Here is a 26,159-nt window from a genome sequence, read left to right as displayed (position 1 = left end):
AGGCGCAATGCGAATAAGGGGAATCAGGCGAGTCTGCCTGCAGTCCGACATAGCGCGGCGCTCCCGGCTTCGCTATGGACCCTGCCCTGATACACCGGCTGCGGGACATCGCGACCCGCCCATCATGGAACAAACATGCTCGAAGACGAGATCCTTTCCGAATTCCGCGCCAGCGAAGCCTTGCTCGAAGGCCATTTTCTGCTCTCCTCCGGCCGCCACAGCGCGCATTACCTGCAGTGCGCGCGCGTACTGATGGATCCGATGCGCGCCTCGCGGCTGGCTTCGGCCCTTGCCGCGACTCTGCCGCGCGATCTTCGCCAGCAGATCGGCAAGGTGATCTCCCCTGCAATGGGCGGGGTGATCATCGGGCACGAAATGGGCCGCGCGCTGGGTGTGGAGGCGATGTTCGTCGAGCGCCCGACCGGGACGTTCGAGCTGCGCCGGGGCTTTTCGCTCAAGGCGGGCGAAAAGGTGCTGATGGTCGAGGACGTCGTGACCACCGGCCTGTCCAGCCGCGAGGCCATTGCCGCGATCGAAGCGGCGGGCGGAGTGGTGGTGGCCGGCGCCGCGCTGGTCGACCGCTCGGCCGGCACGGTGGACCTCGGCGTGCCGTTCTACCCGCTGGTCAGCCTCAACTTCCCGACCTACGCGCCAGACGAGCTGCCGCCCGAACTCGCCGCGACTCCGGCGATCAAGCCCGGGAGCCGCGCGGCCTGATGAGTCTTCACTCGGTCCAGCGCCTGCGTCTCGGCGTCAACATCGACCACGTCGCAACGATCCGCAACGCGCGCGGCGGGGATCATCCCGATCCTGTGCGGGCGGCTCAGATCGTGGCTGAAGTCGGCGGCGACGGCATCACCGCGCACCTGCGCGAAGATCGCCGCCACATCCGCGACGAAGATCTGGCGCGCATCCAGGCCGCGACAAACCTGCCGCTCAATCTCGAGATGGCGGCGACCGAGGAAATGCTGGCGATCGCGCTGCGCCATAAGCCGCATGCCGCCTGCATCGTGCCCGAACGGCGCGAGGAGCGCACGACCGAGGGCGGGCTCGACGCCGCGGGCCAGCACAACCGCCTCGCCCCCATCGTCGCGCGGCTTTCTGATGCAGGCATCCGCGTCAGCCTGTTCATCGCGCCGGAACCGCGCCAGATCGAAGCCGCAATGAAGCTCGGCGCGCCCGTCGTCGAACTGCACACCGGCGAGTATGCCCATGCGGAAGGCGAAGCCCGCGCGGTGGAACTGAAGCGAATCGCCGACATGGCCGCGCTCGCCGCGAAAAACGGGATCGAGCCGCATGCAGGGCACGGACTGACCTATGAGAACGTGACCGCCATTGCCGCGATCCCGCAGCTGGCCGAGCTCAATATCGGGCACTACCTGATCGGCGAGGCGATCTTTACCGGGCTGGCGCCTGCGGTCCTCAAGATGCGCGAACTGATGGATGCAGCGCGGTGAACGTGAACCAGACTCGCGGAACACCAGGTGAGAGGCTGGGCTTTCTCGCCTTCGCGCTTAAGCTCATGCTGCTCGGGCTGGTGGTGGTTGCCCTGGCAATGCTGGGCCTCGATCTCGCCGCAGGCCGGAAGGCAGGCATCCCGGCTGCTTTACTCATAGCTATTTGTAGCACAGCATTTGCCCAGATCGGCTGCTGGATCGGCTACCGCGTGCTCACACCACGCAAGCCCCACAAGGACAGACCATGATCATCGGCATGGGCTCCGATCTCTGCAATATCGAGCGCATCCAGGCCTCGCTCGACCGCTTTGGCGAGCGCTTTGTGCAGCGGGTTTTCACGCCCATCGAACAGGCCAAAGCCGCGCGGCGGCCCTATACCAAGGCCGGCACACTGGCGAAGCGCTTTGCTGCCAAGGAAGCCTTCTCAAAGGCCGTAGGCACCGGCTTCAAGGCGGGCGTATTCATGAAGGACATCGGCGTGGTCAACGCGCCGTCCGGTGCGCCGACGCTTGCACTGACCGGCGGCGCTGCTGCGCGTCTGGCCGCAATCACCCCGGCGGGGCACGAGGCCGTGGTTCACCTGACGCTCACCGACGACCACCCATGGGCGCAGGCCTTCGTCGTGATCGAGGCGCGCCCCCTATCTGCAGGTGCTGCTTGACCGACGTTCCCGAGACCGCATCCGCACCGGATATCCCGACGGCCGAACCCCAGACTCCCGAAAGCGAAGCCAGCGAACGCGAAGGCACCAACTGGCTCGCCGAACTGCGCGGGCTGCTCTTGATGCTGCTCGCGGTGATCGGCTTTCACAGCTTCGTGGCCAAGCCCTTCTACATCCCGTCGATCTCGATGATGCCCAACCTGCTGGTGGGCGATCAGCTGGTCGTCACGAAGTATCCCTACGGCTGGTCGTGGGTCTCGGCCTCGATGCATTTCCTGCCGCGTTCGAAGACGCGCATCCTGCCCGCGACTCCGGCCTATGGCGATATCGTCATCGTCGTCCCCCCGGACCGCGACGAGGACTATATCAAGCGCGTCGTCGCCCTGCCGGGTGACCGCATCGCGGTGGTCAACGGCCAGATCATCCTCAATGGCAAGCCCGTGCCGCAAGTCGCCGAAGCGCCGCTTGAACTGCCGGTCGATCCGAACCAGCCCTGCGATCCCGATGACTTTCCGGGCCTCCGATATCGCGCGGCAGACGGCAAGCAGGTCTGCGAGCTGCCGATCTTCCGCGAGACGCTGCCGAACGGCGCGACTTACCGGATCATCGACCACAAGCAGCAACTGCTCGACAACTATCCCGAGACGAAAGTGCCGCAGGGCTACGCGTTCCTGATGGGCGACAACCGCGACCACTCTGCCGACAGCCGCGCGCCGATCATCGAAAAGGGCCTTGGCGGGCCGGTGCCGCTCGCCGATATCGGCGGGCGTGCGGAGTTCATCACCTACTCGCTCAACGGCACCGAAACGTGGAACCCGCTGACGTGGTATGGCGCCTTGCGAGGAAACCGCGCTTCGCTCAGACTGCGGCCTATGATCCTGAAGGGAACCGCCGCAAGACCATGAGCGACGAGCCGAATTCCGCCCCGAAGCACAGCGCCGGTCCCACCGATATCCGCGACGATCTCGTCCGGCAGGAAATCAAGCGCGCCGCCGTGTGGATCGGCATGGCCGGCCTTGCCGCGCTGGCCGTCTATCTCGCGCATCCGCTGCTGGTGATTTTCGGCGGCTTCGTGTTCGCCATGCTGATCGACGGCGGCCAACGCCTGCTCGGCCGTGTGCTGCCCATCCGGCGGACGTGGCGGATCGCGGTCGTCCTGCTCGCCACCGTGGCATTTCTTGTCTGGGTGGTGGAATTCGCCGGCAGCCAGATCATGACGCAGGCCGCAGAAATGCCGCCGCTGGTGACGGCACAGGCTCAGCGCGGGCTCGATTGGGCGAGCGCGCACGGCCTCACCATGGGCCGCGCCGACGTCAGCGGACTCGTGAAGGAGCTGCTCGGCAGCGTCAGCCAGGTCACGCAAGCGCTCGGCGGGCTGTTCGGGGGCGTCACCACGCTGCTGATCATCGTGATCCTCGGCATCTACTTCGTGCTCGAGCCCGACATGTACCAGCGCGGCCTTGCGTGGATGCTCCCGGCGGAGAGCCGCGAGTATTTCCACGGCACCACCCACCGCATGGGCCGCACTTTGCGCATGTTGCTGGCGGGGCGCATGCTCGGCATGGTGATCGAAGGCGTGTGCACGTGGATCGCGCTCGCGGTCTACGGGGTGCCGATGGCGGCGCTGCTCGGCCTGCTCACCGGGCTCCTCGTGTTCCTGCCCAATATCGGCGCGCCGATTTCGGGCATCCTGATGATCCTTGTCGGCTTTTCGGGCGGGACCGCGATGGGGATCTACTGCATCATCGTCTATGTCGTGGTGCAGACGGTGGACGGCAACGTCATCGTGCCCATGGTAGCCAAGCGCACGGCAGACCTTGCCCCCGCGCTCGTGCTCGGCGCGCAGCTGATCTTCGGTGTGCTGTTCGGCATCCTCGGCCTAGCGCTCGCCGATCCGCTGGTGGTCATGCTCAAGATCGCGCTCGAGCGGCAGGCTGAACACAACACCCGCCGCGACGAAGCCACAGGATAACCATGGCTCGGAAGTTTCTCTATTTCGTCGCGCTGCTGATTGTGATGGCCATCGCCGCGCTCTTCGCGCTGCGTATCTGGTCGGCAGAGCTGACCCGCTTTGCCTTCGTGCCGCGCGGCGCGTTCGAGACGCAACCGGCTTTGCGCGCGGGCACATACGACGATCCGGCCATGTGGGTCTCGCGCCCCGGCACGGTCGATGACCCCGCCCAGTACCGTCCCGAGGGCACCCCGGCCGCGCCGCAGGGTAAGGCCTGGGTCTTCTTCGTCCACCCGACCAGCTATCTCGCGCGCGAGCACTGGAACGGACCGATCGAGGACAAGGACACGCGCAACCGCACCGCTCTGTTCGTGCGCGGCATGGCGAGCGCCTTCAACGGCGAGGCGGCGGTTTTCGTGCCCTATTACCGGCAGGCCGCGTTCGGCAGCTTCCTCGTCAACCGGCCCGAGACGCTGAAAGCCCGCGCAGTTGCCTATGGCGATGTGCGAGAGGCGTTCCGCGCGTTTGTTGCTCAGGTCCCGCTGGATGCGCCGATCGTGCTGGCTGGCCACAGCCAAGGCGCTCTTCACCTCATGCACCTGCTGAAGGATGAGGTGAAAGGCACGCCCGTCGCCAGCCGGATCGTGGCTGCCTATATGATCGGCTGGCCTGTCTCCCCCGCACACGATCTGCCGCAGACGGGCATGCCCGCCTGCTCCGGCCCTGACCAGAGCGGCTGCGCGCTTAGCTGGATGAGCTTTGCCGAACCTCCCGATGCGCAGATGATGCTCGATACCTACCGCGCCGAGCCGGGGCTCGACGGCAAACAGAAGGACGCCAGGCCGGTGCTCTGCACCAATCCGCTGAACGGCGGCGCGGCGCCCGATGCGCCCGGCACGGCCAATCTGGGCACGATGGTGCCCTCGATGGACCTCAAGACCGGCAAGATCACCAAGCTTGGCATTCCGGCGCGCTGCGATGCGAAGACCGGCCTGCTGATGATCGGCGATCCGCCCGACCTTGGTCCTTATGTGCTGCCGGGCAACAACTACCATGTCTATGACGTGCCGCTGTTCTGGACCAATGTCCGCGCCGATGTCGCGCGCCGGACGGCGGCGTGGGTGGCGCAGCACAAGGCCGAAAAGTGATCACCACCAGCGCCGCCGAACTGCGCGGGGCCTTGCCGGAGGGTGGCGCCTTGATGGGCCTCGATCCCGGCACCAAGACCATCGGCGTGGCGCTGTGCGATGCGGGCTGGCGCTTCGCCACGGCAGGACAGACGATCCGCCGCCGCAAGTTTACCCAGGACAAGGCCGAGCTTGCCGCGCTGATCGCCGCGCGCAGCGTCAAGGGCCTCGTCATCGGCCTGCCGCTGCATATGGACGGCAGCGAAAGCCCGCGCAGCCAGGCCGCGCGCGCGATGGCGCGCAACCTTGCGGACCTTGGCCTGCCCATCCTGCTGTGGGACGAGCGCTGGACCACGCAAGCGGCGGAACGCGCCATGATCGAGCAGGATTTCAGCCGCGCCAAGCGAGCCGAGCGCATCGATTCGCACGCCGCTGCGCTGATCCTGCAGGGGGCGATAGACGCGATGGCGGGTGCTGCTTTCTGATTTTTGGCGGTTGCCAGCGTCGCAGCACCCCGGCACAGCGCTTGTCATGAGCAAGGATGAAAAAGTCGCGGGCGTGCCCAACACCAGCCTGCCCGAAGGCTTCGTGTTCGATCCCGAACGCGGTGCGCGCTGGTTCACGCGGCATGGCCACACCGGCTTCCTCGGCATGGAATACCATGACCACGGCGAGGACTGGATCGAGCTCGCCCTCCCTTGGCGCGAGGATCTCGTCGGCGTCGAGGAAACCGGTGTGCTGGCATCCGGCCCCATCATCAGCCTGCTCGACAACGCGACATCGATGTCGGTCTGGACGCGGCAGGGCACGTTCAACCCGCAAGTCACGCTCGATCTGCGCATCGACTACGTGCGCGCCGCGACGCCGGGCAAGACGGTGATCGCGCGCGCCGAATGCTATCAGGTGCGCCGCTCGATGGCCTTCGTGCGCGGCATCGCCCATGAAGGCGATGTCACCGATCCGATCGCACACACCGCCGGCATTTTCATGCTGGTGAGCAGCGAAGGGTGGGCCAAGCCGTGAGCGAATACCATTTGCCCCCCTACGCCCGCAGCATGGGCATGGAAGTCGACCATGTGGAGGACGGCGCGCCCGTCATCGCGATGGACTTTGCGACGCGCGTGATGGGCCGCCCCGGCTTTCTCCACGGCGGCGCGATCGGCGGCCTGCTCGAAATGGCCGCCCACGCCGCCTTGCGCGCCGAACTGGAGCGGCAGGGGAGCGATTCCCGCATCAAGCCGGTCAACATCAGCATCGAGTACCTGCGCGGCGGCGTGCAGGAACGCACCTTTGCGCGTGGCGAAGTGATCCGGGCCGGGCGGCGCGTCGCCAACGTTCGGGTGGAAGCGTGGCAGGGGGACCGAAGCAGGCTGGTCGCCAGCAGCTGGATGAATTTTCTGCTGGCGCCGCCGAAAACCTGAGGCATTCTCAAATTTCGGAACCGGCCTGGCTATGCCTGTTCGCGTAGCCGGGGAATTCCCTTGTAATTTTTGCCTGAAGCGCTATTTCAAATATGCCTCTCGTCGATTGCGACGGAATTTGAGCGCGGCTTTGGCCCGCATTTTTTCCATTTCATGATGCCTGGCTTTTTTGACCGGTATGCGCCGGTCTACCCATGCTGCTCTCGTTGAAGTGAGACGGGCATCGACGACTTAATTCTGGTTCGGGAACGCGTTTCCCTCACCTCGAACGACCCTCGATTTCCTTTCAAGTGACGACCTGACGCACGACCCCGTCGGCACCCCGCCGGCGGACCAACGTTTCTTGAAAGGAAGCGAACATGACTATCGGAACCGTGAAATTCTTCAACGAAGACAAGGGCTATGGCTTCATCCAGCCGGATGATGGCGGCAAGGACAGCTTCGTCCACATCTCCGCCGTGCAGGCGGCCGGCATGGCCACGCTGAACAAGGATCAGCGCGTTTCCTACGAAGTCGAGACCGGCCGCAACGGCAAGGAATCGGCCGTCAATCTCGCCAGCGCGAACTGACCCGCTCCATCCCCGGCGGGTCCCTTTGCGGATCGCCGGGGATACCCTTTCCCGTCCCCTCCCGGAGTCGATGTTGATGGCACTGTCCTACGAATTCCTCATCGAACGCGCCGAACAGGCCGCCTCCGAAGCGGCGGGCGCCTTGCTCGACAACGTGCGCGACCGCGCACTGCGATCGGAAAAGGCGTGGCGCGCCATGGCCGAGCAACTCCGCCAAGTGACGGAAGGCCGCGAACTGGCGCGGCTCGAACGCCTCGCCATGTCAGCCATGCCAACCTGAATGAAAAAGAATCCCGGTCTCGATCTGCCCCAGCTTTTCGCAGCGCTCGAAGTCTCGGACATCGCGGCGATCAACGGCATTGCCAGCCTTGCCAACATCCTGCGCCTGCGCGGGCTGCTCAGCGTGACCGAAGCCTCCGCGCTGCACCAGAGCATGAGCCTGCCGCTCGGCCTCCCGCGCCATGCCGACAATCTGGCGGTGCAGGAACTGCAGGCGCATCTCGACGACCTCTTCGCGCATATCATAGCGCCGGATTAGGTCGCCTCGATCACCACCACGATCCCGCCGTCCGGCTCCGCCTCACCCGGCGTGATCCGCGCGGCATCGGCCCGCACCCGCGCCAGGACCGCGGCGGGCGCATCAGGGCCAGCGATCACCGCATCAGCCTGACCCAGCAGTCGTGCCTCGCGCAGCGTCAGGTCATCGGGATCACTGGACCGCAACCGGATCACGAAGCGGCCTGAGGCGCCATCAGCGGCGCCTGCCACCCACGCCGCGACATCGCCGCCCTCGCGCAAGGGATCGAGCGCACCGCCTTCCTCCAGCGCCGCATCGAGCGCGCGGCGGCGCTCCGGCCCTGTCGGCCAGCGCGAACGCATCGCGCCCCGCGCCGCGTAGAGTGCATCGGCCAGTGCACCCAAGCCTTGCGGCAGGAGCCGCTCCAGCCGGAGGCGCAGCGCTTTGGCGAGGCCTGCCGAGGCGCCGCCCGTTCCGACCGCGACGATCACTGGCGCGCGGTCGATGATCGACGGCGTGGTGAAATCGCACAGCGCGGGCTTGTCCACGACGTTGACGAGCAGCCCAGCCCCCCGCGCGCGAATGGCATCGGCCTGACAGGCCGCCTCGTCCTCGTGCGCGATGAAGGCCAGCCGCGCGCCCGTGTCGATGCCCTCGGCAAGGTCCTCGATCACCTTGCCGCCCGCGCGGAGCACCAGCCGCCGCTTGGCCTCCGCTGCCTCGCCATGGCCCAGCACGACCACCGGTTGGCCGGTCAGGCGGTGGAACAGCGGGAGGCTGGGGAGAGTCATGCTTGTGGCCTATGTCGCGCGAGATGCTTCGACAAGCTCAGCATGAGCGGACGAAGGTGCAATGACCAAGGGCCCGCTCACCCTGAGCTTGTCGAAGGATGCTGGCACAGCGCTACGCCAACCAATCCGGCACGCGCTCGGCGGAGAGGATGGTGGCGGGCTCGATGCGGTCGGCCACGACGGCCCACTTTGCGCCGTCGACCATGACCTCGGGCACCATCGGCCGCGAGTTGTAGGTGTTGGCCATCGTAGCGCCATAGGCACCCGCGGTGCGGAATACCGCCAGATCGCCGCGCGCCACCACGTCGATCTCGCGCGCCATGGCGAAAGTATCGCTCGATTCGCAGATCGGGCCGACGATGTTGGCGGTCATCGTCCCGCCCTTGGGCGCGACCGCGCTGAAATCGTGCCAGGCATCGTACATCGCGGGGCGGGCGAGATCGTTCATCGCCGCATCGACCACCACCCACGGATGCAGCGCGCCCTGCTTCACGCGGACGACCTCGGTAAGCAGCACGCCGGTATTGCCGGTGATGAGCCGCCCCGGCTCGAACATCAGGGTCGCATCCCAGCCTTCAGTCACGCGCGCGATCATCGCGGCGTAATCGGCGGGCTGCGGGAAGACTTCGCCCGCCTTGTAGGGCACGCCGACGCCGCCACCGAGGTCCATGTGCGTCACCGCAAAGCCGTCGGCGCGGATCGCCTGCATCAGCGCGCCGGCCTTGGTGAAGGCGGCTTCGAGCGGATCGAGCTTCGAGAGCTGGCTGCCGATATGGAGCGCAAGGCCGCGCAGGTTGAGGCCCGGCAGCGCGGAGAGCCGCGCGTAGATGCCTGCTGCCCGGTCGTAGGGAACGCCGAACTTGTTCTCGGCCTTGCCGGTCGAGATCTTGGCATGCGTGCCCGCATCGACATCAGGGTTGATACGCAGCGTGGCGGTGGCGACGAGGCCCAGTTCCTCCGCGATCTCGGCCAGCTCCTCGCCTTCCTCCTCGCTTTCGAGGTTGAACTGGCCGCACCCGGCCTGCAGCGCACGGCGCATTTCCACCGCCGTCTTGCCGACGCCCGAGAACACCACGTCCGCTGCCGGAATGCCCGCCGCGAGCGCACGGTCCATCTCGCCCGCCGAGACGACATCCGCGCCGTAGCCTTCCGCCGCCAGCACCTTGAGCACGGCAAGATTGGGGTTGGACTTCACCGCGAAGGCCAGGTGGACACGCGGCAGCACCGCCAGCGCATCGCGGAACACGCGGGCATGCCGGGTCAGCGTGGCGCGCGAATAGACATAGACCGGCGTGCCGACTTCGGCCGCGATCAGGGGCAGCGGCACGTCCTCGGCATGAAGCACGCCGCCGCGATATTCGAAATGATCCATCGGGAATTCCTGAAACTGGTTTCCGGCAGCTCAGCCGGAGAGAAAGCTTATTCCTCGGGGGGAAGATCGAAGGGATCGTCTTGCCGATCCTCCGAGCGGCTGCGCAGCTCGATATTGCGCTGCGGTTTCGCCTGGACCGGCGGGGTCAGCAGCACGTCGGGCCCCGGTTTGTCCTCGCGGCCATAGGGCGCCGGCGGCAGGGCATGGCCTTTCAGCGGCATGAGCTCACGCCGTGCGCCGCATCCGGCGAGCGTTAGAGCCAGCAGCAGAACAGGCAGCACCTTGCGCATCAGGAGTCCATATCCCTTGGCATACCCAGCGCCTCACGCGCCTCGGCGACGCGCTTCCTTACCTCGTCCGGCGCGGTTCCGCCATGGCTGGCGCGCGCCGCCACGCTTGCTTCCACCGAAAGCGCGGCAAAAACGCGTTCATCCACCCGGCTGTCGATCGCCTTGAGGTCCGCCAAGGCCAGCTGATCGAGCGCCACGCCGCGGCTTTCCGCGAGCTTCACCGCCGAGCCGGTGATATGGTGCGCCTCGCGGAAGGGGATGCCCGCCTGCCGCACCAGCCAGTCGGCCAGATCGGTCGCAGTGGCATAGCCCAGTTCCGCCGCGCCGCGCATCCGCTCGGTGCGGAAAGCGGCTTCGGCGACCATGCCGGTCATAGCCGCGATGGAAAGCGCCAGCAGCGCAGCGGCCTCGAACACCGGCGGCTTGTCGTCCTGCATGTCCTTCGAATAGGCGAGCGGCAGGCCCTTCATCGTGATCATCAGCGCGGTGAGGCAGCCGACAATCCGCCCCGAATGGCCCCGCACCAGCTCCGCCGCATCGGGGTTCTTCTTCTGCGGCATGATCGAGCTGCCGGTCGACAGGCTGTCCGGCAGGGTGACGAAGCCGAAGGGCTGGCTCGCCCAGATCACGAACTCCTCGGCAAGGCGCGAGAGGTGCAGCGAGCACTGCGCCGCCGCCATCAGGAAATCGAGCGCGAAATCGCGGTCGGAGACCGAATCAAGGCTGTTCGCGGTCGGACCATCGAAGCCGAGCGCGGCTGCCGTCATATGGCGATCGATCGGAAAGCCCGTCCCCGCCAGCGCCGCCGAACCCAGCGGGCAGCGGTTCATGCGGCGGCGCCCATCCTCAAAGCGCGAAACGTCGCGCTGGATCATCTCGTAATACGCCATCAGGTGATGGCCCAGCGTGACGGGCTGCGCGGTCTGCAAGTGGGTGAAGCCGGGCATGATGCTCGCCGCATGCTCGCCCGCGCGGGTCACCAGCGCCACCTGCAGCGCGTGGAGCGCGGCAAGGGTCTGGTCGATCTGATCACGCACCCAGAGGCGGAAATCGGTCGCCACCTGATCGTTGCGGCTGCGGGCGGTATGCAGGCGCCCGGCCGCCGGACCGATCAGCTCGGCCAGCCGGCTTTCGGTCGTCATGTGGATGTCCTCGAGGTCCCAGTTCTCGGGAACCCCGTTCGCCTCATACTCGGCGGCGACCTGATCGAGCCCGCCCGCAATCAGCGCGGCGTCTTCCTCGGTGACGATGCCCTGCTGGCCCAGCATGGCCACATGGGCCTTTGACGCGGCGATGTCCTGCCGCCACAAGGCCTTGTCGAAGGGAATCGAGGCGTTGATTTCGCGCATCACGGCCGAAGGGCCCGCCGCGAAGCGCCCGCCCCACATCTGATTGGAGCCTGAATTGCCGCTCATGTCGCTGCGTCCGCCTGCCTTCTTGATCCCGCTGATGGTTGCGAGCCTTCTTGCCGGGTGCGATAAGCAAACCCCGGCGGACACGCAACCGCAGACCACCGCTTCCGCGCCTGCAGCCGCAGCGGAGGGAGAAGGCCCGTTCAACGGCACGCTGGACATCAGCAATCGCGGCGCGGCGCTGCCCGATTTCACCTTCAGCGATCCTTCGGGCAAGAAGATCCGCACGCTCGATCTCAAGGGCAAGCCGCTGCTGATCAACCTTTGGGCGACCTGGTGTGGACCTTGCGTGCTCGAAATGCCCACGCTCAATGCCCTCGCCGCTGCCAAGGCTGGCAAGCTGACGGTCCTCACCGTCTCGCAGGATCTGGATCAGGCCGCCGCGGTCGACGCGTTCTTCAAGGAGCGCAAGCTCACCAATCTCGCGCCCTGGCTCGACCCCGAGAATGCGCTCAGCCAGCACTACGGCAACGGCGTGCTGCCCACGACCGTGCTCTATGACGCGCAGGGCAAGGAAGTCTGGCGCATGATCGGCTCGCACGACTGGGCCGGCCCGCGTACCGATGCGATGCTGGCCGATACGCTGCGCTGATCGCCGGACCGGTCGCTTGCCACCGCCCTAGGCGCAACATTTCTGCAACGCCGCCGTCATAGGCCTGTCCGTCGGCGATCCTGCCCCGAGGCCTCATGGCGTTGCGCTCACCGTCTGAACCCGCACCCGATCCGCAAGAGATCGCCGCCCTGGCCGATGCCGCCCGAACGCGCCCGCGCGAGGTCTTTCTGGCGCAGGCCGCGCGCTTTGCTGCCACGTATGATCAAGATTTCGGCGCACAGACTGCGCTTGGCGCGCTCTATGCCAGCCTTGGCCTGTTCGATCTGGCCGAGAGCGCCTTCCGCACGGCCCTGACCCTCGATCCCTCCGACACCGGCACGCAGTTCATGCTCGGTGTCACGCTCTACGAGCTGGGGCGGCATGCGGAAGCCTCGACGCTGCTTGCCAGACTCGCCGGAAATCCCGATGCCGAAACCTATCTCGGGCTGGCACTCGAAGGGCTCGGGCGATTCGAGGCGGCCTGCAACGCATTCGAGACCGCGCTGACCCACGATCCCGCCAATCCCCGGGCGCTCAACAATCTCGGCGCGTGCCTGATGGCGCTGCACCGCCATGATGAAGCCGCCGAGGCGCTGCAGCAGGCGCTCGGACTGGTCCCGGACTACCGCGATGCTGCGCTCAATCTCGTCGATGTCTGGATCGCCCAAGGCGAGATGGCGCGGAGCCGCGCGTTGATGGAGCATTTCCTCCAGCACCGCCCGAGTGATCCCGATCTCCATGCCAAGCTGGGCGATGTGCTGGCCCGCGGCGGCAGACCGGGCGAGGCGATCGCGGCGTACGAGCGGGCACTTGCCCTCGTTCCGATGCAGGCCGATCTCCATGCCGAGATCGGCAAGGCCTGGCACGGGCTTGGCGACATGGCGAAAGCGGAGGCCCATCTCGCGCGCGCCGTTGCGCTGGCGCCGGACAACGCCCCGCTTCTCACCGATTACGGCATCGTGCTCGAAGAAGCAGGGCGGCGCCGCGATGCGATTGCCGCCCTCGAGCGGGCGAGCATGCTCGACCCGGAGGACGATTTCATCGCCGCCCGGCTCTATGGCACCCGCATGCAGATCTGCGACTGGACGGATCTTGCCGGAAATGCATCCCGGATCGCCACGCTCGGTACCGGAGAGATGGCCGTCTCGCCCTTCGCGATGATCACGGCAGAGACCGATCCGGCGCGCCAGCTGCAACGTACGCGCTGCTATGCCCGCAAGTTTGCGGCGATCCGGCCTGCCCCGCTCGTGGTGCCGCCCGCTGCCGACGGACGGATTCGGATCGGCTATTTCTCTGCCGACTATCACCAGCATGCGACCATGCTGCTGCTTGCCGGCGTTCTGCGGCAACACGACCGCACGCGGTTCAGCGTGACCGCCTACAGCTTCGGCCCCGATGCGGACGACCCCGTGCGCCACGCCCTGCTTGGCGATGTGGAGCGGTTCGTCGATGTGCGCGGCCTCGACAACGCGGCGGTCGTGGCGATGGCGCGCGCGGACGGGCTCGACATCGCGGTCGATCTGAAGGGCTATACACGTCACAACCGCGCCGAACTGTTCGCCTATCGTCTTGCTCCGGTCCAAGTGAACTGGCTCGGCTTCCCGGGCACCTGCGGGACCGAGTTTCACGACTACCTGCTGGGCGACAGTGTGCTCACTCCGCCCGAGGCGCAGCCGCATTACAGCGAACGGCTGATCCGCCTGCCGTTCAGCTACCAGTGCAACGATGATCGGCGCCCCATCGCCGACTGGTCGCCCACGCGGGCCGATCTGGGATTGCCGGAGCACGGCTTCGTATTCTGCTGTTTCAACAACTTGTACAAGATCACCCCGGATATCTTCGCGATCTGGCTTCGCCTGCTCGGCGAGGTGCCGGGTTCGGTGCTGTGGCTGCTGCACTCCAATGCCGAAGCCGAGGCCAATCTGCGCGCTGCCGCCGAGGCAGCCGGGCTCGATGCCGCCCGGCTCATCTTCGCCGCGCATGAGCCCAATCCGCGCCACCTTGCGCGCATGGCCATGGCGGACCTGTTTCTCGATACCTTTCCCTGCAACGCCCACACCACCGCCAGCGATGCGCTCTGGGCCGGTCTGCCGCTGCTGACACTGCTGGGCGAAACATTTCCGGCACGCGTGGCCGCCAGCCTGCTGCAGGCGTGCGGGCTTTCCGAACTCGTCACTGCGACGCCGCAGGACTACGAAGCCCTTGCGCTTGCCCTCGCCCGCGATCCGGCACGGCTCGCGGCATTGCGCGCAAAGCTGGCGGCCGGTCGCGGCACCGCACCGCTGTTCGACACCCGCCGCTTCACCCGCGATCTCGAAACGGCCTACACGATGGCCGTGCAGCGCAGCCGCAGGGGATTGCCTCCGGAAGGCTTTGCAGTGCCCGATGGCGGGCCGCTTGGCGCTGACTGATAGCTGACCCTGCCATGGTGGGCGGTGACGGGCTCGAACCGCCGACCCTCTCGGTGTAAACGAGATGCTCTACCAACTGAGCTAACCGCCCCGGCATGCCGGAAGCGGCGCTCATGCTGGGTTTTGGGGCGTTCGTCAATCGGCGCTAGAGCACCCGGCGTCCGGTGGGCAGTGCCGCAGGCACTTCGCCGCCCACGGTCTCGACCAGTTCTTCCGGCGAGATCGGCTTGTGGAAGGCAACCCCGGCCTCGTTGCCCTTGCTCCAGACCACCTGGCCGAAAAACTCCTGCGAGCCCCAGCGCAGCAAGACATCACGGCCCCGGCGCGGGGGGGCCATGCGCAGACTGACGCGTGCGCCCGTCTGCGAGAGGTCCCGCAGTTCGCCGTCCATGCGGCTGGCCACCGAGATCAGGAGCAGGCGCTGGCCCGCCTCGATCCGGCGGTAGCGGCGGCGGTTGCCGAAGCGGTCCGAGCGGTTGCGCGGTTCGCTCATCGGGCGTGATCCTCACACGGGCAGCGAATGGCAATCGGCGGGTTCATGCCGCGAGGCCCAAGGTCTGGTCGAGGCCATGGTCGGCGCTGGTACCGGCGCGCTCGAGGCAGGATGTCACGTCGACACCGCGCTGGCGGATCGCCCAGTTGCGGCACCAGTCGAGCGCATCGCACGTCTCGCGGAAGGCCCGCCGCTCGCCGCTGTTGAGCCCGCGCAGCGCCAAGGACCAATCGCACAGGTGCAGCCACAGGGGCCGCTCGCGGCGGACGCGCTGGTCGATCGCGATGACGGCATCGAGATAGCCGTTGATCGAGACCTTCCCCGTCTCGTAGTCGCCAAAGGCATCCTCCAGCATAGCGAGAACGCCCTCATAGCGATCAAGGTGATGCTTCATGCGGTACTGAAGCATGTCTCCGACGATTCTCATCAAAAACCTCGTTGATTGCAGTTATGGCACAAGCAGATTTTTGGCCGAGATCAGGAACGTATTGTTGAGCTGGTTGCTGAACGTGTGCAGCGAGGCGATCATTGCCACCGAGATCAGCGCGACCAGAAAGCCCATCTCGATCGCGGTCGCGCCGCTGCGGTCTTCCGCGATGAGACGGCGCAGCAGCTTCATGATCATGATCGCGGCACACTTGATCGCGGTACAGGCGCTGACATCCACTGCTCCTCGAGCGCCCCCAGCGACTGCCAGTCTGCCATGCGGCGTTTGTCGTCGCGCCGCAGCGCCGCCCATTCCAGCGCATGCAGTTTCACCGAGATCCGCTCCGCGATGCTGATGTGATCGGCAGGGGCCCTGAGCGACTTCAGGTCGTCGATCGCCTGGTACATACGTCCGCGCAGGCCCGGCGTGACATAGCCGGACAGATTGGCTTCCCTGATAACCCGGTAGACTGCTCCGTAGCTCTCGTGCACTTCTTCCATGCCAGCGCCCCTTATCGTTGGGGACGTTGTAAGAGTGGACGAGTTAACTGCTTGCTTTAAGACTGATCACAAGAAAGGCTGACTCTGGACATATTGACCAATCGACCGATAGCGCTCTGGGAAACCTTGCCTGACGGGCATTATGTTTTGCAATATCAGATACTTGATGGAATGACCGAATGCCAGCCTTGTTGTCGGCAACCAGCCCGGCTCCCGCTGGAAAGCCGCTTCCCAAGCTGATCGCGGTGTCCAAACCTTTAAGGTATCAGCGAGAATACTTAGCGGGATAGCGCCTGGCCGCCGCGCCCCGGATTACTGGCATGCACTTCGGCTCACTGTGCCCCAATGATGGCGATTGGTTGCTGGACACAATTCATCATGATTCGGACGAGGCAAGGCAATCAAAAGACACCATCGCAGGGGCGTCTCTTTTGCAATGGAACAATCCATGCTGTTTGCCCCGCTGGCCCTACTCGCCTCCCAGCCTGCGACTGTGACGGTTCATGCAGCGCCCGTGCCCTGCAATCCCGATGCGCTGAAGAGCATCGCTTGCAACGCGCGGCGCCATACGCCTTCGCCGCGCCGGGTCGCAGCAGCGCCGATCCACTGCAACCCCGGTCCGCTCAAGAGCACAGCCTGCCACGCCGGTGCCGAGCAGGCCCGCGCCGAGGCGCGCCGCATTGCAGCACGCGGGGACCAGCTTGCCGCAGCGGATTGATTGCCACCCGTGTTGGGGGCTTGTCGCCTCCCCTCCTCCCCTCTAGGCTTGGATCAAGGCCATGACTGCACCTTCCATTCTGCTGGTTGAAGACGACGTTTCGCTGCGCATGCTCACCGCGCGGGCACTGCGCGAGAACGGCTATGCCGTGCGTACCGCCGCGACGGGTGCCGAAATGTGGGTCATGCTCGAGGCCGAGCCGGCCGAGCTTGTGGTGCTCGACATCATGCTCCCCGGCGCGAACGGGATCGAGCTGTTCCGCAAGCTGCGCCGCCAGAGCGACGTGCCGATCATCTTCGCCTCCGCGCGCGGGAGCGAGGAGGACCGCGTGCTCGGGCTCGAACTCGGCGCGGATGATTATATCGCCAAGCCCTACAGCGCGCGCGAGTTGATCGCGCGCATCGGTGCCGTGCTGCGACGCGGCGGCGGCGAGGGCCTCAGCAAGGGCGACGAGCGCACCAGCGAAGTCCATTTCGAAGGCTGGACGCTCTCGCTCTCGCGCCGCGAACTGCGCTCGCCCAGCGGCGCGATGGTCGACCTGACCGGTGCGGAGTTCGATCTCCTCGCCACGTTCGTCAGCCACCGCCAGCGCGTGCTCGGCCGCGAACGGCTGATCGAGCTTTCGCGCACGCGGCTGGGTGACAGCTCCGACCGCAGCATCGACGTGCTGGTCAGCCGCCTGCGCCGCAAGCTTTCCGCCAGCGGCAGCGAACCGCCGATCGTGACTGTGCGCGGGGTGGGCTACATGTTCAAGGCGGAAGTCCGCCGGGGCTGATGGGCCAGCGACGCATGGGCTTTCGCCGGCTTGGCCTGACCGAGCGCCTGCTGGCGATCCTCCTGCTGGTCGCGGCGGTCGATTTCCTCGCCAATACTTTCCTCTTCGACTCAGCGACCACAACTGCCGTCCAGCGTGACGATGCCGCACGCATCGGCGAGCATCTCTCGCTGGCGGCGCGCGCAATTTCGCGCGAGCCGCCGCAAGACCGCCCCGATGCGGCCCGCGCGCTGTCGACGGAGCGGTTCCGGCTCGCCTGGCATCCCAAAGCGTCGGCGGAGGATCTGCGTTCGTCCGATCCGGCGATGGTCAAGCGAGTACTGGCAGCAGGTCCGGAACTCGAAGTGGATGGCCAGCGCCTCATCGTGCTCCATACCCACAGCAGCCGCGAGCTGGCTGGAACACTGGTACTCGGCGATGGCAGCGCGCTGCGCTTCCATACTTACGCCGGCGAGGTCAGCTTGCAGCTCTCGCGCTGGCAGATCCTGCCGATGCTGCTGCCCACACTGATCCTGGGCGCCCTGGCGTGGTTCATGTTCCGTGCGACCACGCGCTCGCTGCAGCGGCTGGTGAGCGCGCTGCGCCATATCGAGACGCCCAATCCTGGCGGCCTGTCCGAGCAAGGCCCGGATGAAGTGCGCCGGCTGATCCGCGCGTTCAACCAGATGCAGCGCCGCATCCAGCGCCAGCAGGCCGAGCGCACCCGCTCCATGCTCGCAATCGGGCACGACCTGCGCACGCCGCTCGCTCGGCTCCAGCTGCGGCTCGACGGCGCGCAAGTGGAGGATGAGACCCGCGCCGGACTGGAGCACGATATCGGCGAGATGCGCCAGTTGCTCGAATCGCTCCAGGCATTTGTCGAGGCTGGCGGAACGCAGATCCCGCCGCAGCGGATCGATGTAGCGATCATGGCGGCCACCCTGGTCGACAGCGCCGCCGATCAGGGTCTCGACGCGCACTACGATGGGCCCGAAAGCTGCGAGATCATGGCGCGCGCGGTATCGATCCGGCGGGCACTCGCCAACCTGATCGACAACGCGCTGCACTATGCCGGCAACGTGCGCGTCTCGCTTGCCTGCGAACCCGGTTCGGTCATCATCCGCGTCGAGGACGATGGACCGGGAATACCCGAAGACCGCATGGAGGACGTGTTCCAGCCGTTCTTCCGGCTCGACACCGCCCGCAGCCGCGATACGCCGGGGATGGGCCTTGGTCTCTCGATCGTGCAGGCAGCGGTCCGGCTTGAGGGCGGCACGCTTGCGCTGATCAACAAGCGTCAGCTGGACGGCGAAGGGACCGGACTGGCCGCCGTGATCCGCCTGCCCGTGCCGGACAAAGTGGCGACGACATAGTCAAACTTCTCGCTGTTGCAAAAGTACCGCAGCCCGACTTTTTTGCGTTGCAGCACGCGTAGCAACATTTCGACACCATTTAGCAATCAAACAGAAAAGTATTTACGGTAAGTATTACAGCACTGCACAGGACGTGGCACCAGACGGTGAGAGGCCACGCGGCGTGTGGCCGCAGGCAGGAACGGTATCCGTAATCTCGGGCTTGGTCCCCAGGGAGGTCGTTCCACATGAAGTTCCGTCTCGCCACCATGGCACTTGTGTCCGCCGGTTCCGCGTTCGCCGCCACGGCCGCGCACGCCGAAGAAGCCGCACCTCCCCCGGCGCTTCTCCCGGCCCTCGCCGGCCCGCTCAGCTACAACCCCGATCCGGTCAGCCTCGATGTGGCGGGCTCCAAGGTCTATGTCACCGCCATCGGCAGCGGTTATGTCGGCACGCAGTCGAACAGCACGGCGGGTGTGGCCAATAGCTTTGCCGATCTGTCGAACGCGCAGGTCATCGTGCAGAAGCCGGAAGGCACTTTCCAGTTCCTCGTGCAGGCCGGCCTCTACAACCACGAGACGCTGGGCGCTGCCTTCGTGAAGTCCACCGAATACACCAGGGACAGCTATGGCGTGGTGCCACAGGCCTGGGTGAAGATCGCGCCCTCGTCCACGTTCAACGTGCAGGCCGGTATCCTGCCCACGCTGATCGGGCTGGAAGCGCCCTTCTCCTTCCAGAACATGAATATCGAACGCGGCATCCTGTGGGGTCAGGAAAATGTGCTGACCCGAGGTGTGCAGGCCAATCTGACGGCCGGCAAGCTGAGCTTCAGCCTTGCCTACACCGATGGCTTCTTCTCGGGCAAGTTCAACTGGTTGTCGGGTGTTGTCAGCTATGTTGACGGGCCACACACCCTTTCGGTGGTGCTTGGCGGCGCGCTCAGCAAGAACTATCGCTCCACCTTCAACACGCCAATGGTGCAGAACAACAGCACCATCCTCAACGTGATCTACAGCTACTCTGGCAGCAAGTGGCTGGTGCAGCCCTATTTCCAGTATGCCTGGGTGCCGGATCTGCCGCAGGCGGGCACCACCAAGGCGCAGAATTACGCTTTCGGCCTGCTCACCAAGTACAAGATCGACGATCACTGGAGCCTGCCAGTGCGCTTCGAATACATCAACAGCAACCGCCCGAGCGCCACGGCAGCGAACTTCCTCTATGGCCCGGGCTCCAACGCCTTCACCTTCACCGCCACACCCACCTATACCTGGGACCGGTTCTTCGTCCGACCGGAATTCTCCTATGTCCGCGCCAGCGGGATCACCCCGGGCACGGCGTTTGGTCCTGCGGGCCTGAACAAGGAACAGGTGCGCGGGCGGATGGAATTCGGCGTGATGTTCTGATCGCATTCACGAGGTACGCAGCCTGTCCCCCCGATTGTGCGATCGGGGGGACTTTTTTTTGCGGCTCACGCGCCGCAGCGCTTGCAGGATTCCAGCATTGATTCGCCCCATCTGGAACGTCATGCACCGGGCGCGGACGACCATCGCCCGCGGCAATCCGGGGTGAACCAGTTGTAATTCCATGATGAAGGGAAGAAGGTGCGAACCTCCCGGTGAAGCGGGGGGACCAAGAGGCTCGCACCCATTTGCGACCGCGAAGAGGAGCTTTGCCCCATCGACCCGATAAGCAAGAGGTGGGCTTCGGCCCCGGCGCCCTCAACCTGTCCCGGAGGGCAATAGCCACCGGATTGGTGGGGTTCTCTAGAGCCCCGCTTCGATCGCCATGCGAATGGCATCGGCGCTTGTCCGCACGCCGAGCGCCCGCAGCACGGCAGCGCGATGAAGCTTCACCGTCCGTTCGCTGAGTCCGAGCTCATAGGCGATCTGCTTGTTGAGCCGCCCAGCCGCGATGCATTCCAGAATTTCGCGTTGGCGGCGCGACAGCGAGGCGACCTTCTCGCGCGCCTCGGCGGCCCGCGCGCTGGGAACCGCATCAGCTGCGCCGGCGATCTCCACCTGGCTGCCGAGGAACCATTCAAGCTCGCCCGCTGCATCGAAGATCGGCGCGATCATCACCGCGTTGCGGAACGGCGTTCCGTCGCGCTTGTAATTGAGCAGTTCGACCATCACGGGCACACGCGCAGCAATACCGTCACGCAGTTGCGCCGTCAGTTCGGGCTCGGTTCCCGGGCCGCGCAGGAAACGGCAATTGCGGCCGATGATTTCGTCGCGCCCATAGCCGGTCAGCTCCATGAACGCGGCGTTGCAATCCACGATGGGATTGTCGGGCAGACGGGGGTTGCTAACCACCGCGGCCACCAAGCTGTTCTCGATCATTGCGCCAATTGCCATATGTCTTCCCTTCGGCTCCGGCGCGCCTTGCGCAATTGCCCTTAGGTCCATGTTCCCAAAAACCGGCCTGATCCCGATCCTTAGAGACAAGTTAGCTGCATGGGTAACCTCATTTGCGACGGCGCTGCAATATGCGCCGCCCGGATTTGCGCCCTTTTTCTGCAGCAGATGCGTAGCCGGGGCAGGCGCGCAACGATCCTCTCGCCAATGGAGCGCGCGCATGAATTATGTCAATCACGAGTTCGAGGCGCGCGACGAAGACGGCAAACTCATTGTTCCTGAACCCGTTCAGGAAGCCATCCGCACCCTGCTGCGCTGGGCCGGCGATGATCCGGAGCGTGAAGGCCTGACCGATACGCCGGCCCGCGTCGGCCGCGCGTGGAAGGAATATTGCGCGGGATACGAGGAAGATCCGGGCATCCACCTCCGCCGCACGTTCAGCGAAGTCGCAGGCTATGACGAAGTCGTTCTGCTGCGCGATATTCCCTTCCAGTCGCACTGCGAACACCATCTCGCGCCGATCACCGGAACCGCCTCGATCGCCTATCTTCCGCGCAACCGCGTGGTCGGCATCTCGAAGCTCGCCCGCGTGCTGCACGGGTTTGCCCGCCGTCTGCAGATCCAGGAACGGCTCACCAGCGAAGTTGCCAACTGCATCTGGGAAAACCTCCAGCCGCATGGCGTCGCGGTGGTGATCGAAGCGCAGCATGGCTGCATGACCGGGCGCGGTGTGCGCACACCGGGCGTCGGCATGGTGACGAGCCGCATGCTCGGCTGCTTCCTCGAGGATGACAGCAGCCGCAAGGAAGTCCTGTCGCTGATGGGTCGCAAGTAGGGCGCCCTGTATGAAACGGAGCGTCGCCATCATCGGAGCCGGGATTGCCGGGCTCTCCTGCGCCGATGTCCTTACCGCTGAAGGCTGGAAAGTCACGCTCTTCGACAAGGGCCGCAAGGCCGGTGGCCGCATGGCCTCACGCCGGATTGAAACGGCACTTGGCGAGGCAAGCTTCGATTTCGGCGCGCAGTACTTCACGGTCCGCGATGATGGCTTTGCCGGGCAAGTCTCCCGCTGGGCCGATGCCGGTCTCGCGGTCCGCTGGCCCGATGCCGGCTCCGACGCCTGGATCGGCACTCCGGCCATGAATGCCGTCGTGCGCGAGATGGCCGCGCGCCACGAGGTCCGCTTCACGCACCATGTCAGCGGCCTTGCCCGAGAGGGCACGCAATGGCGACTGCTGGGCGAAGGCATGCCCGGCGAGCAGTTCGACGCCGCCGTGCTCGCCTTGCCCGCGGAACAGGCCGCCCCGATTCTCACGCTGCATGATTTCGAGCTGGCCCGCACGGCGCTCTTTGCCCGTTCGCAGCCGTGCTGGTCCGGCATGTTCGCCTTTGAAGCGCCGCTGCCGCACCGGGCAGACATCTTGCGCAACCACGGCATTCTCGCGTGGGCCGCGCGTGACAGCGCAAAGCCCGGGCGCAATGGGCCGGAAAGTTGGGTCGTCCAGACCACGCCGCAGTGGTCGACCGCACATCTGGAGCGCGCGCCGGAGGAGATTGCGCCGCTGCTGCTCGCTGCGCTGCAGGATGCGACCGGCTCGCATGTTCATGCGCCGGTCGCGCACTCGGTGCACCGCTGGCGCTACGCCCTGTCTGCGGGTACCGGGCTTGGCTGCTTGTGGAACGAGAAGCTGCTGATCGGCGCCTGTGGCGACTGGCTCCTCGGCCCGCGCGTTGAATGCGCGTGGATGTCAGGACAGAAGCTCGGCAAGCGCATACTCGGCGCAGCGCGCGCAGCAGCCTGAGCTTTGATGACGCGGGGTGCTACGGTGGATGGCTCCCGAGAAAGTCCCTGCAGTCCGCCCCATGTTCCGCCTTGCGTCGCGGAGGCGCTGCGGGCTGCGCGTGATGCACTTGCATGGACGCTGAGCAGCGTTGGCCAATCCGGCGCCGCCGTCTGGCGCGTGAGGGATCCGCGTGGCGGGCCTGACCACTATCTCAAGCATGGGACCGGCGATGTGGCCGAAGCTGTGCGCGAGGAGGCTGCACGCCTGCGCTGGCTGGCTGGCCGTGTGGCCGTGCCGGAATTGATCGCCTTTGCGGACGAGGCGGATGCCGCCTGGCTGTTGACCGCAGCACTACCGGGCCTGACGGCCTGGGAGGTGTTGGACGCGGGCGACGTAGATGCAGGAGCAGTGGTTGATGCCATCGCGGCTTGCCTGCACGAATGGCATGCCCTTGCGCCGCAGGACTGTCCGTTCGACGCCAGTGCCACGCAGCGCCTTGCCGCAGCGCGTGCCCGGATCGATGCTGGGCTGGTCGATGCGGACGACTTCGATCCCGAGCGGACCGGATGGAATGCCGAACAGGTGTGGGATGCGCTGGCCGCCCTGCCATTGCCTTCGGCGCCGCCGGTCGTGTCCCACGGCGATTTCTCGCTCGACAACATTCTGATCGCCGATGGCGGAGTGAGCGGCTGCATCGATGTGGGCCGCGCAGGCCTTGCCGATCGCTATCAGGATATCGCGATCCTGTGGAACTGCCTTGGCGAGTTCGGGCCGCACCTGCAGTCCCGTCTGCTGGCGGCACTTGGTGAAGGCAGCAGAGACCGTGCGCGGATCGACTTCCACTTGCTGCTCGACGAACTGTTCTGAGCCGCTGCCGCATTCGTGCCACAGCGTTCCTGCATCGCGACCGGCATGCCATCGCATCAGATCACCATCCGTCCCGCGGTCGCCGCCGATGCCGCCACGATTGCCGCGATCCACTGCGAGAGCTGGCGCGATGCCTATGCGGGCTTGCTCGATCCGGCCTATCTCGCTGGCCCGGTCGAGGCGGACCGCCGTGCGGTGTGGGCTGATCGCTTCTCGAATCCGTCTCCCACACAGACCATCCTGCTGGCCGAAACTGTCAGCGGCGATGCGGCGGGCTTCGTCTGCCTGTTCCGCGATCACGACCCGCGCTGGGGCAGCCTCGTCGACAATCTCCACGTGCGGCCGGTGCTGCGGGGTCGGTCGATTGGCGAGCAGCTCCTGCGGGCAGCCGTGGCGCCGCTTGGTGCAGACGAGGCGTTCCACCTATGGGTCTTCGAGGCCAATGCGGGAGGCGTCCGCTTCTATCAGCGCCTTGGCGGATGCGTCGCCGGGCGCGCGCCGGACGACATGCCCGCCGCGCGCGGGGCACCGATCCTGCGGATGGTATGGCAGCGCGCAGCGGACCTGCCCTCGCGGGATTGAGCCCGCTTGGCCGCATCGCTAGAGCATGGGATATGACCGGTTCCACATCCCCTCTGAAGCTCAAACTGCAGATTCTGTGCGGTGATGCGATAGCCATGGGGCCGGGCAAGGCCGACCTGCTCGAAGCGATTGCCGCAGAAGGATCGATCTCGGGCGCGGGGCGCAAGCTCGGCATGAGCTATCGCCGGGCGTGGCAGCTGGTCGATCTGATGAACCGTTGCTGGAGCGCACCTCTGGTGGAGACATCTCCCGGCAGCGCGCGCGGCGGTGGCGCCCGGCTGACGGCGGACGGAAAGGACGTACTGACCACCTACCGCACCTTGCAGGACGCGCTCGAGACGCGGGCGGGAGGGCCGGAGCTGGCAATGCTGCAAACCAAACTCCGCCCGCGCGCGCTGCGCAGCCAGGCCGAGCGGCTGGGCGAGGCAGGAGAGGAGTAAGGGTCACGGCGGAAGGCGCCGAGTTCAGCCTTGCCCGCTCGCATCGACCGAAGTCCGGCTCAGCGCTCCCGGAATCAGACCAGCGTCGCGGCCGACGTACCGAGTTCCGCGAAGTACCGCGCCATCGCATCCGCGGCCTTTTCGGTCAGCGTGATGAAGGCGCGGCGGCGGTCGGTCTCGTCGTCCACGCGCTGGAGCAGGCCGGCATCGGTCATCTGCCCGATCCAGCGCAGCGCAGTCGTCGGGGGCACGCCCGAGGCGATGCACAGCGAAGTGACCGAGACGCGGACATGTTCCGCTCGCGCCGCTGTCAGATCGAGCAGCATGTCCCACGCGGGATCGGCGAAGAGATCGCCTTCGAAGAAGCGCGCGCGCAGCTGGCGCTGACGGATGATCTTGCGCACGAGCCTCGGGTCGGGAAGCGGTGGGCGGGCAGCACGCACCAGCCGGTCCGTCCCGTCGTCAAGCCGCACATCGTCGTTCGGGGCGTCAAAACGGAATGCGGAACCCTGCCCTGCCGCCGGAGCACCCGAGCCGGACGAAAGCGCCTCCAGCTTCTGGGCGATCTGGCCGACCTGCTCGGTCAGGCGCAGCAGCGCGAGGCGGTCTTCCTCGGACAGTTCGCGCACGCGGTTCCCGGCGCGGGCCAGCGTGCGGCCCAGCGCAATGACACGGTCCGCCCGGCTCGGCGTCACGAGGATCTGCGCCTCGCTCTGGTCAAGGCAGCCGAACACGTCGTCGAGCGAGCCGATGCTGGTGGAGACGACAAGCTGCGAGCCGCTTTTCGCCGCGCGCAGATCGAGGCGGGCCAGCGCAGCCAGCTCCGCGCCGTCGATCACCGGGCAATCGACGAGCACGAGATCGCCGAGCGCCGGGCCGGGATCGGCCCCGAGCAGATTGCCGAGATCCGCGGTTTGCGCGATGCGCAGGCCGGCCGCGACCGCATCCTCCTCCATCTCCGCCCGCAGATAGCTGCGATCCGCGAAAATGGAGACAGCAAGCGCCGAGGTGCCGCGATCCTGCACGCGCCCCAAGCCGCGATCGCGCAGTTCCACCACGCGCGGTGCCTGCCCGTCGCCATTGCCATAGTCGAACTGCCTGGCAGCCTGTCCCATCGAAACCGCACTCCGTAAATGTCCGTATGCGAACAACAGTGGAACAAAATGGGATCAGGTCAAGATCGTATTGCTCCAAACTGGATGAACGCGTGTTGCGCGGCGCTGCAAAGCTAGGTTCGATCCCCGCGAATCCAACAGTTTGCTCAGCGCCACGCGGATGCATTCCGCATTGCGGCAGAGTGCTCATCGACAGCGCATG

At 66.1% G+C, this 26,159-nt stretch carries 34 protein-coding genes and 1 tRNA gene; 24 read left to right on the top strand and 11 right to left on the bottom strand.

Annotated features, from left to right (window positions below):
• Positions 1–135 precede the first annotated feature (135 nt).
• The 13 genes from pyrE (at position 136) to NDB2M1_RS08310 (ending at position 7,724) form a co-directional block, all read left to right on the top strand.
• A complete protein-coding gene (gene pyrE / locus NDB2M1_RS08370; protein WP_054120276.1) occupies positions 136–717 on the top strand; it encodes an orotate phosphoribosyltransferase in 582 nt (193 codons plus the stop codon).
• Positions 717–1,457, top strand: a complete 741-nt coding sequence (locus NDB2M1_RS08365; protein ID WP_072381271.1) for a pyridoxine 5'-phosphate synthase — start codon at positions 717–719, stop codon at positions 1,455–1,457. The genes pyrE and NDB2M1_RS08365 overlap by 1 nt, the downstream gene beginning before the upstream one ends.
• Positions 1,454–1,705: a hypothetical protein gene (locus NDB2M1_RS08360; RefSeq protein WP_072381269.1), complete on the top strand. Its 252-nt coding sequence runs from the start codon at positions 1,454–1,456 to the stop codon at positions 1,703–1,705. Before NDB2M1_RS08365 ends, NDB2M1_RS08360 begins: the two co-directional genes overlap by 4 nt.
• Positions 1,702–2,118 (top strand): holo-ACP synthase, encoded by a 417-nt coding sequence (gene acpS, locus NDB2M1_RS08355; RefSeq protein ID WP_054120279.1) that lies wholly within the window; start codon positions 1,702–1,704, stop codon positions 2,116–2,118. Before NDB2M1_RS08360 ends, acpS begins: the two co-directional genes overlap by 4 nt.
• On the top strand, positions 2,115–3,023 hold the full coding sequence (lepB, locus tag NDB2M1_RS08350; RefSeq protein WP_072381267.1) for a signal peptidase I: 909 nt from the start codon (positions 2,115–2,117) through the stop codon (positions 3,021–3,023). Before acpS ends, lepB begins: the two co-directional genes overlap by 4 nt.
• Positions 3,020–4,090 carry an AI-2E family transporter gene (locus NDB2M1_RS08345; protein WP_072381265.1) on the top strand — a complete coding sequence of 357 codons (1,071 nt, stop codon included), beginning with the start codon at positions 3,020–3,022 and terminating at the stop codon, positions 4,088–4,090. Before lepB ends, NDB2M1_RS08345 begins: the two co-directional genes overlap by 4 nt.
• Positions 4,091–4,092: 2 nt before the next feature.
• The gene (locus NDB2M1_RS08340) at positions 4,093–5,217 is read left to right on the top strand and encodes a DUF3089 domain-containing protein (protein ID WP_072381263.1); all 1,125 of its coding nucleotides are present in this window, start codon (positions 4,093–4,095) and stop codon (positions 5,215–5,217) included.
• Complete coding sequence (ruvX, locus tag NDB2M1_RS08335; protein ID WP_072381261.1) at positions 5,214–5,681, top strand: Holliday junction resolvase RuvX; 468 nt, start codon at positions 5,214–5,216, stop codon at positions 5,679–5,681. Before NDB2M1_RS08340 ends, ruvX begins: the two co-directional genes overlap by 4 nt.
• 46 nt (positions 5,682–5,727) lie before the next feature.
• The gene (locus NDB2M1_RS08330) at positions 5,728–6,219 is read left to right on the top strand and encodes a PaaI family thioesterase (RefSeq protein WP_054120283.1); all 492 of its coding nucleotides are present in this window, start codon (positions 5,728–5,730) and stop codon (positions 6,217–6,219) included.
• The gene (locus tag NDB2M1_RS08325) at positions 6,216–6,617 is read left to right on the top strand and encodes a PaaI family thioesterase (protein WP_231624852.1); all 402 of its coding nucleotides are present in this window, start codon (positions 6,216–6,218) and stop codon (positions 6,615–6,617) included. The genes NDB2M1_RS08330 and NDB2M1_RS08325 overlap by 4 nt, the downstream gene beginning before the upstream one ends.
• Positions 6,618–6,976: 359 nt before the next feature.
• Complete coding sequence (locus NDB2M1_RS08320) at positions 6,977–7,186, top strand: cold-shock protein (protein ID WP_054120285.1); 210 nt, start codon at positions 6,977–6,979, stop codon at positions 7,184–7,186.
• Positions 7,187–7,262: 76 nt separating this feature from the next.
• Complete coding sequence (locus NDB2M1_RS08315) at positions 7,263–7,466, top strand: hypothetical protein (RefSeq protein ID WP_072381728.1); 204 nt, start codon at positions 7,263–7,265, stop codon at positions 7,464–7,466.
• On the top strand, positions 7,467–7,724 hold the full coding sequence (locus NDB2M1_RS08310; protein WP_054120286.1) for a hypothetical protein: 258 nt from the start codon (positions 7,467–7,469) through the stop codon (positions 7,722–7,724). It abuts the gene before it with no gap.
• Here NDB2M1_RS08310 and NDB2M1_RS08305 read toward each other — a convergent pair.
• The 4 genes from NDB2M1_RS08305 to argH form a co-directional block, all read right to left on the bottom strand.
• On the bottom strand, positions 7,721–8,494 hold the full coding sequence (locus NDB2M1_RS08305; RefSeq protein WP_072381259.1) for a precorrin-2 dehydrogenase/sirohydrochlorin ferrochelatase family protein: 774 nt from the start codon (positions 8,492–8,494) through the stop codon (positions 7,721–7,723). The two genes, NDB2M1_RS08310 and NDB2M1_RS08305, sit on opposite strands and share 4 nt — an antisense overlap.
• Positions 8,495–8,606: 112 nt before the next feature.
• A complete protein-coding gene (gene lysA / locus NDB2M1_RS08300) occupies positions 8,607–9,866 on the bottom strand; it encodes a diaminopimelate decarboxylase (protein ID WP_072381257.1) in 1,260 nt (419 codons plus the stop codon).
• A 47-nt stretch (positions 9,867–9,913) separates the two neighbouring features.
• Positions 9,914–10,156: a hypothetical protein gene (locus tag NDB2M1_RS08295; protein WP_054120289.1), complete on the bottom strand. Its 243-nt coding sequence runs from the start codon at positions 10,154–10,156 to the stop codon at positions 9,914–9,916.
• Positions 10,156–11,544 carry an argininosuccinate lyase gene (argH, locus tag NDB2M1_RS08290; protein ID WP_072381717.1) on the bottom strand — a complete coding sequence of 463 codons (1,389 nt, stop codon included), beginning with the start codon at positions 11,542–11,544 and terminating at the stop codon, positions 10,156–10,158. Before argH ends, NDB2M1_RS08295 begins: the two co-directional genes overlap by 1 nt.
• A gap of 61 nt (positions 11,545–11,605) precedes the next feature.
• Here argH and NDB2M1_RS08285 point away from each other — a divergent pair, with 61 nt between their 5' ends.
• Positions 11,606–12,160, top strand: a complete 555-nt coding sequence (locus tag NDB2M1_RS08285) for a TlpA family protein disulfide reductase (protein WP_171955346.1) — start codon at positions 11,606–11,608, stop codon at positions 12,158–12,160.
• A 95-nt stretch (positions 12,161–12,255) separates the two neighbouring features.
• Complete coding sequence (locus NDB2M1_RS08280) at positions 12,256–14,571, top strand: O-linked N-acetylglucosamine transferase, SPINDLY family protein (protein ID WP_072381256.1); 2,316 nt, start codon at positions 12,256–12,258, stop codon at positions 14,569–14,571.
• 15 nt (positions 14,572–14,586) lie between these two features.
• Here the strand turns inward: NDB2M1_RS08280 and NDB2M1_RS08275 are convergent.
• From NDB2M1_RS08275 to NDB2M1_RS21980, 5 genes are all read right to left on the bottom strand, one after another.
• Positions 14,587–14,662, bottom strand: a tRNA-Val gene (locus NDB2M1_RS08275).
• A gap of 54 nt (positions 14,663–14,716) precedes the next feature.
• Positions 14,717–15,064 (bottom strand): PilZ domain-containing protein, encoded by a 348-nt coding sequence (locus tag NDB2M1_RS08270; protein WP_054120292.1) that lies wholly within the window; start codon positions 15,062–15,064, stop codon positions 14,717–14,719.
• Positions 15,065–15,107: 43 nt separating this feature from the next.
• Positions 15,108–15,491: a hypothetical protein gene (locus tag NDB2M1_RS08265; protein WP_171955345.1), complete on the bottom strand. Its 384-nt coding sequence runs from the start codon at positions 15,489–15,491 to the stop codon at positions 15,108–15,110.
• A 21-nt stretch (positions 15,492–15,512) separates the two neighbouring features.
• On the bottom strand, positions 15,513–15,689 hold the full coding sequence (locus NDB2M1_RS21985; RefSeq protein WP_231624853.1) for a Flp family type IVb pilin: 177 nt from the start codon (positions 15,687–15,689) through the stop codon (positions 15,513–15,515).
• Positions 15,686–15,991, bottom strand: a complete 306-nt coding sequence (locus tag NDB2M1_RS21980; protein WP_072381252.1) for a hypothetical protein — start codon at positions 15,989–15,991, stop codon at positions 15,686–15,688. The genes NDB2M1_RS21985 and NDB2M1_RS21980 overlap by 4 nt, the downstream gene beginning before the upstream one ends.
• A 448-nt stretch (positions 15,992–16,439) precedes the next feature.
• Here NDB2M1_RS21980 and NDB2M1_RS08250 point away from each other — a divergent pair, with 448 nt between their 5' ends.
• The 4 genes from NDB2M1_RS08250 (at position 16,440) to NDB2M1_RS08235 (ending at position 20,218) form a co-directional block, all read left to right on the top strand.
• On the top strand, positions 16,440–16,709 hold the full coding sequence (locus NDB2M1_RS08250) for a hypothetical protein (protein WP_143146679.1): 270 nt from the start codon (positions 16,440–16,442) through the stop codon (positions 16,707–16,709).
• A 61-nt stretch (positions 16,710–16,770) separates the two neighbouring features.
• On the top strand, positions 16,771–17,484 hold the full coding sequence (locus NDB2M1_RS08245; RefSeq protein WP_054120296.1) for a response regulator transcription factor: 714 nt from the start codon (positions 16,771–16,773) through the stop codon (positions 17,482–17,484).
• 14 nt (positions 17,485–17,498) lie between these two features.
• Positions 17,499–18,836, top strand: a complete 1,338-nt coding sequence (locus NDB2M1_RS08240) for an ATP-binding protein (RefSeq protein ID WP_072381715.1) — start codon at positions 17,499–17,501, stop codon at positions 18,834–18,836.
• 227 nt (positions 18,837–19,063) lie between these two features.
• Positions 19,064–20,218: an outer membrane beta-barrel protein gene (locus NDB2M1_RS08235; RefSeq protein WP_083554736.1), complete on the top strand. Its 1,155-nt coding sequence runs from the start codon at positions 19,064–19,066 to the stop codon at positions 20,216–20,218.
• Positions 20,219–20,578: 360 nt separating this feature from the next.
• Here the strand turns inward: NDB2M1_RS08235 and NDB2M1_RS08230 are convergent, their stop codons facing one another.
• Complete coding sequence (locus NDB2M1_RS08230) at positions 20,579–21,169, bottom strand: LuxR C-terminal-related transcriptional regulator (RefSeq protein ID WP_054120298.1); 591 nt, start codon at positions 21,167–21,169, stop codon at positions 20,579–20,581.
• 220 nt (positions 21,170–21,389) lie between these two features.
• Between NDB2M1_RS08230 and folE the strand changes: the two genes are divergently transcribed.
• The 5 genes from folE to NDB2M1_RS08205 are packed head-to-tail and all read left to right on the top strand — an operon-like array spanning position 21,390 to position 24,842.
• Complete coding sequence (folE, locus tag NDB2M1_RS08225; protein WP_054120299.1) at positions 21,390–22,004, top strand: GTP cyclohydrolase I FolE; 615 nt, start codon at positions 21,390–21,392, stop codon at positions 22,002–22,004.
• A 10-nt stretch (positions 22,005–22,014) separates the two neighbouring features.
• Complete coding sequence (locus tag NDB2M1_RS08220) at positions 22,015–22,971, top strand: NAD(P)/FAD-dependent oxidoreductase (protein ID WP_072381249.1); 957 nt, start codon at positions 22,015–22,017, stop codon at positions 22,969–22,971.
• A 6-nt stretch (positions 22,972–22,977) separates the two neighbouring features.
• Positions 22,978–23,820, top strand: coding sequence for an APH(3') family aminoglycoside O-phosphotransferase (locus NDB2M1_RS08215; protein ID WP_072381247.1), 843 nt, complete (start codon positions 22,978–22,980; stop codon positions 23,818–23,820).
• 45 nt (positions 23,821–23,865) lie between these two features.
• Positions 23,866–24,402, top strand: coding sequence for a GNAT family N-acetyltransferase (locus tag NDB2M1_RS08210; RefSeq protein ID WP_072381245.1), 537 nt, complete (start codon positions 23,866–23,868; stop codon positions 24,400–24,402).
• A 32-nt stretch (positions 24,403–24,434) separates the two neighbouring features.
• Positions 24,435–24,842: a winged helix-turn-helix domain-containing protein gene (locus NDB2M1_RS08205; RefSeq protein ID WP_072381243.1), complete on the top strand. Its 408-nt coding sequence runs from the start codon at positions 24,435–24,437 to the stop codon at positions 24,840–24,842.
• A gap of 74 nt (positions 24,843–24,916) precedes the next feature.
• On the opposite strand, the gene NDB2M1_RS08200 is transcribed toward NDB2M1_RS08205, so the two are convergent.
• Entirely contained in the window at positions 24,917–25,957 is a 1,041-nt protein-coding gene (locus tag NDB2M1_RS08200) for a winged helix DNA-binding protein (protein WP_083554735.1), read from the bottom strand.
• Positions 25,958–26,159: the final 202 nt, after the last annotated feature.

Source organism: Novosphingobium sp. NDB2Meth1 (genome assembly GCF_900117425.1).
Lineage (GTDB): Bacteria > Pseudomonadota > Alphaproteobacteria > Sphingomonadales > Sphingomonadaceae > Novosphingobium.
The sequence above is the reverse complement of the archived record's forward strand: the minus strand, read 5'-3'. Positions and strand labels throughout refer to the sequence as shown.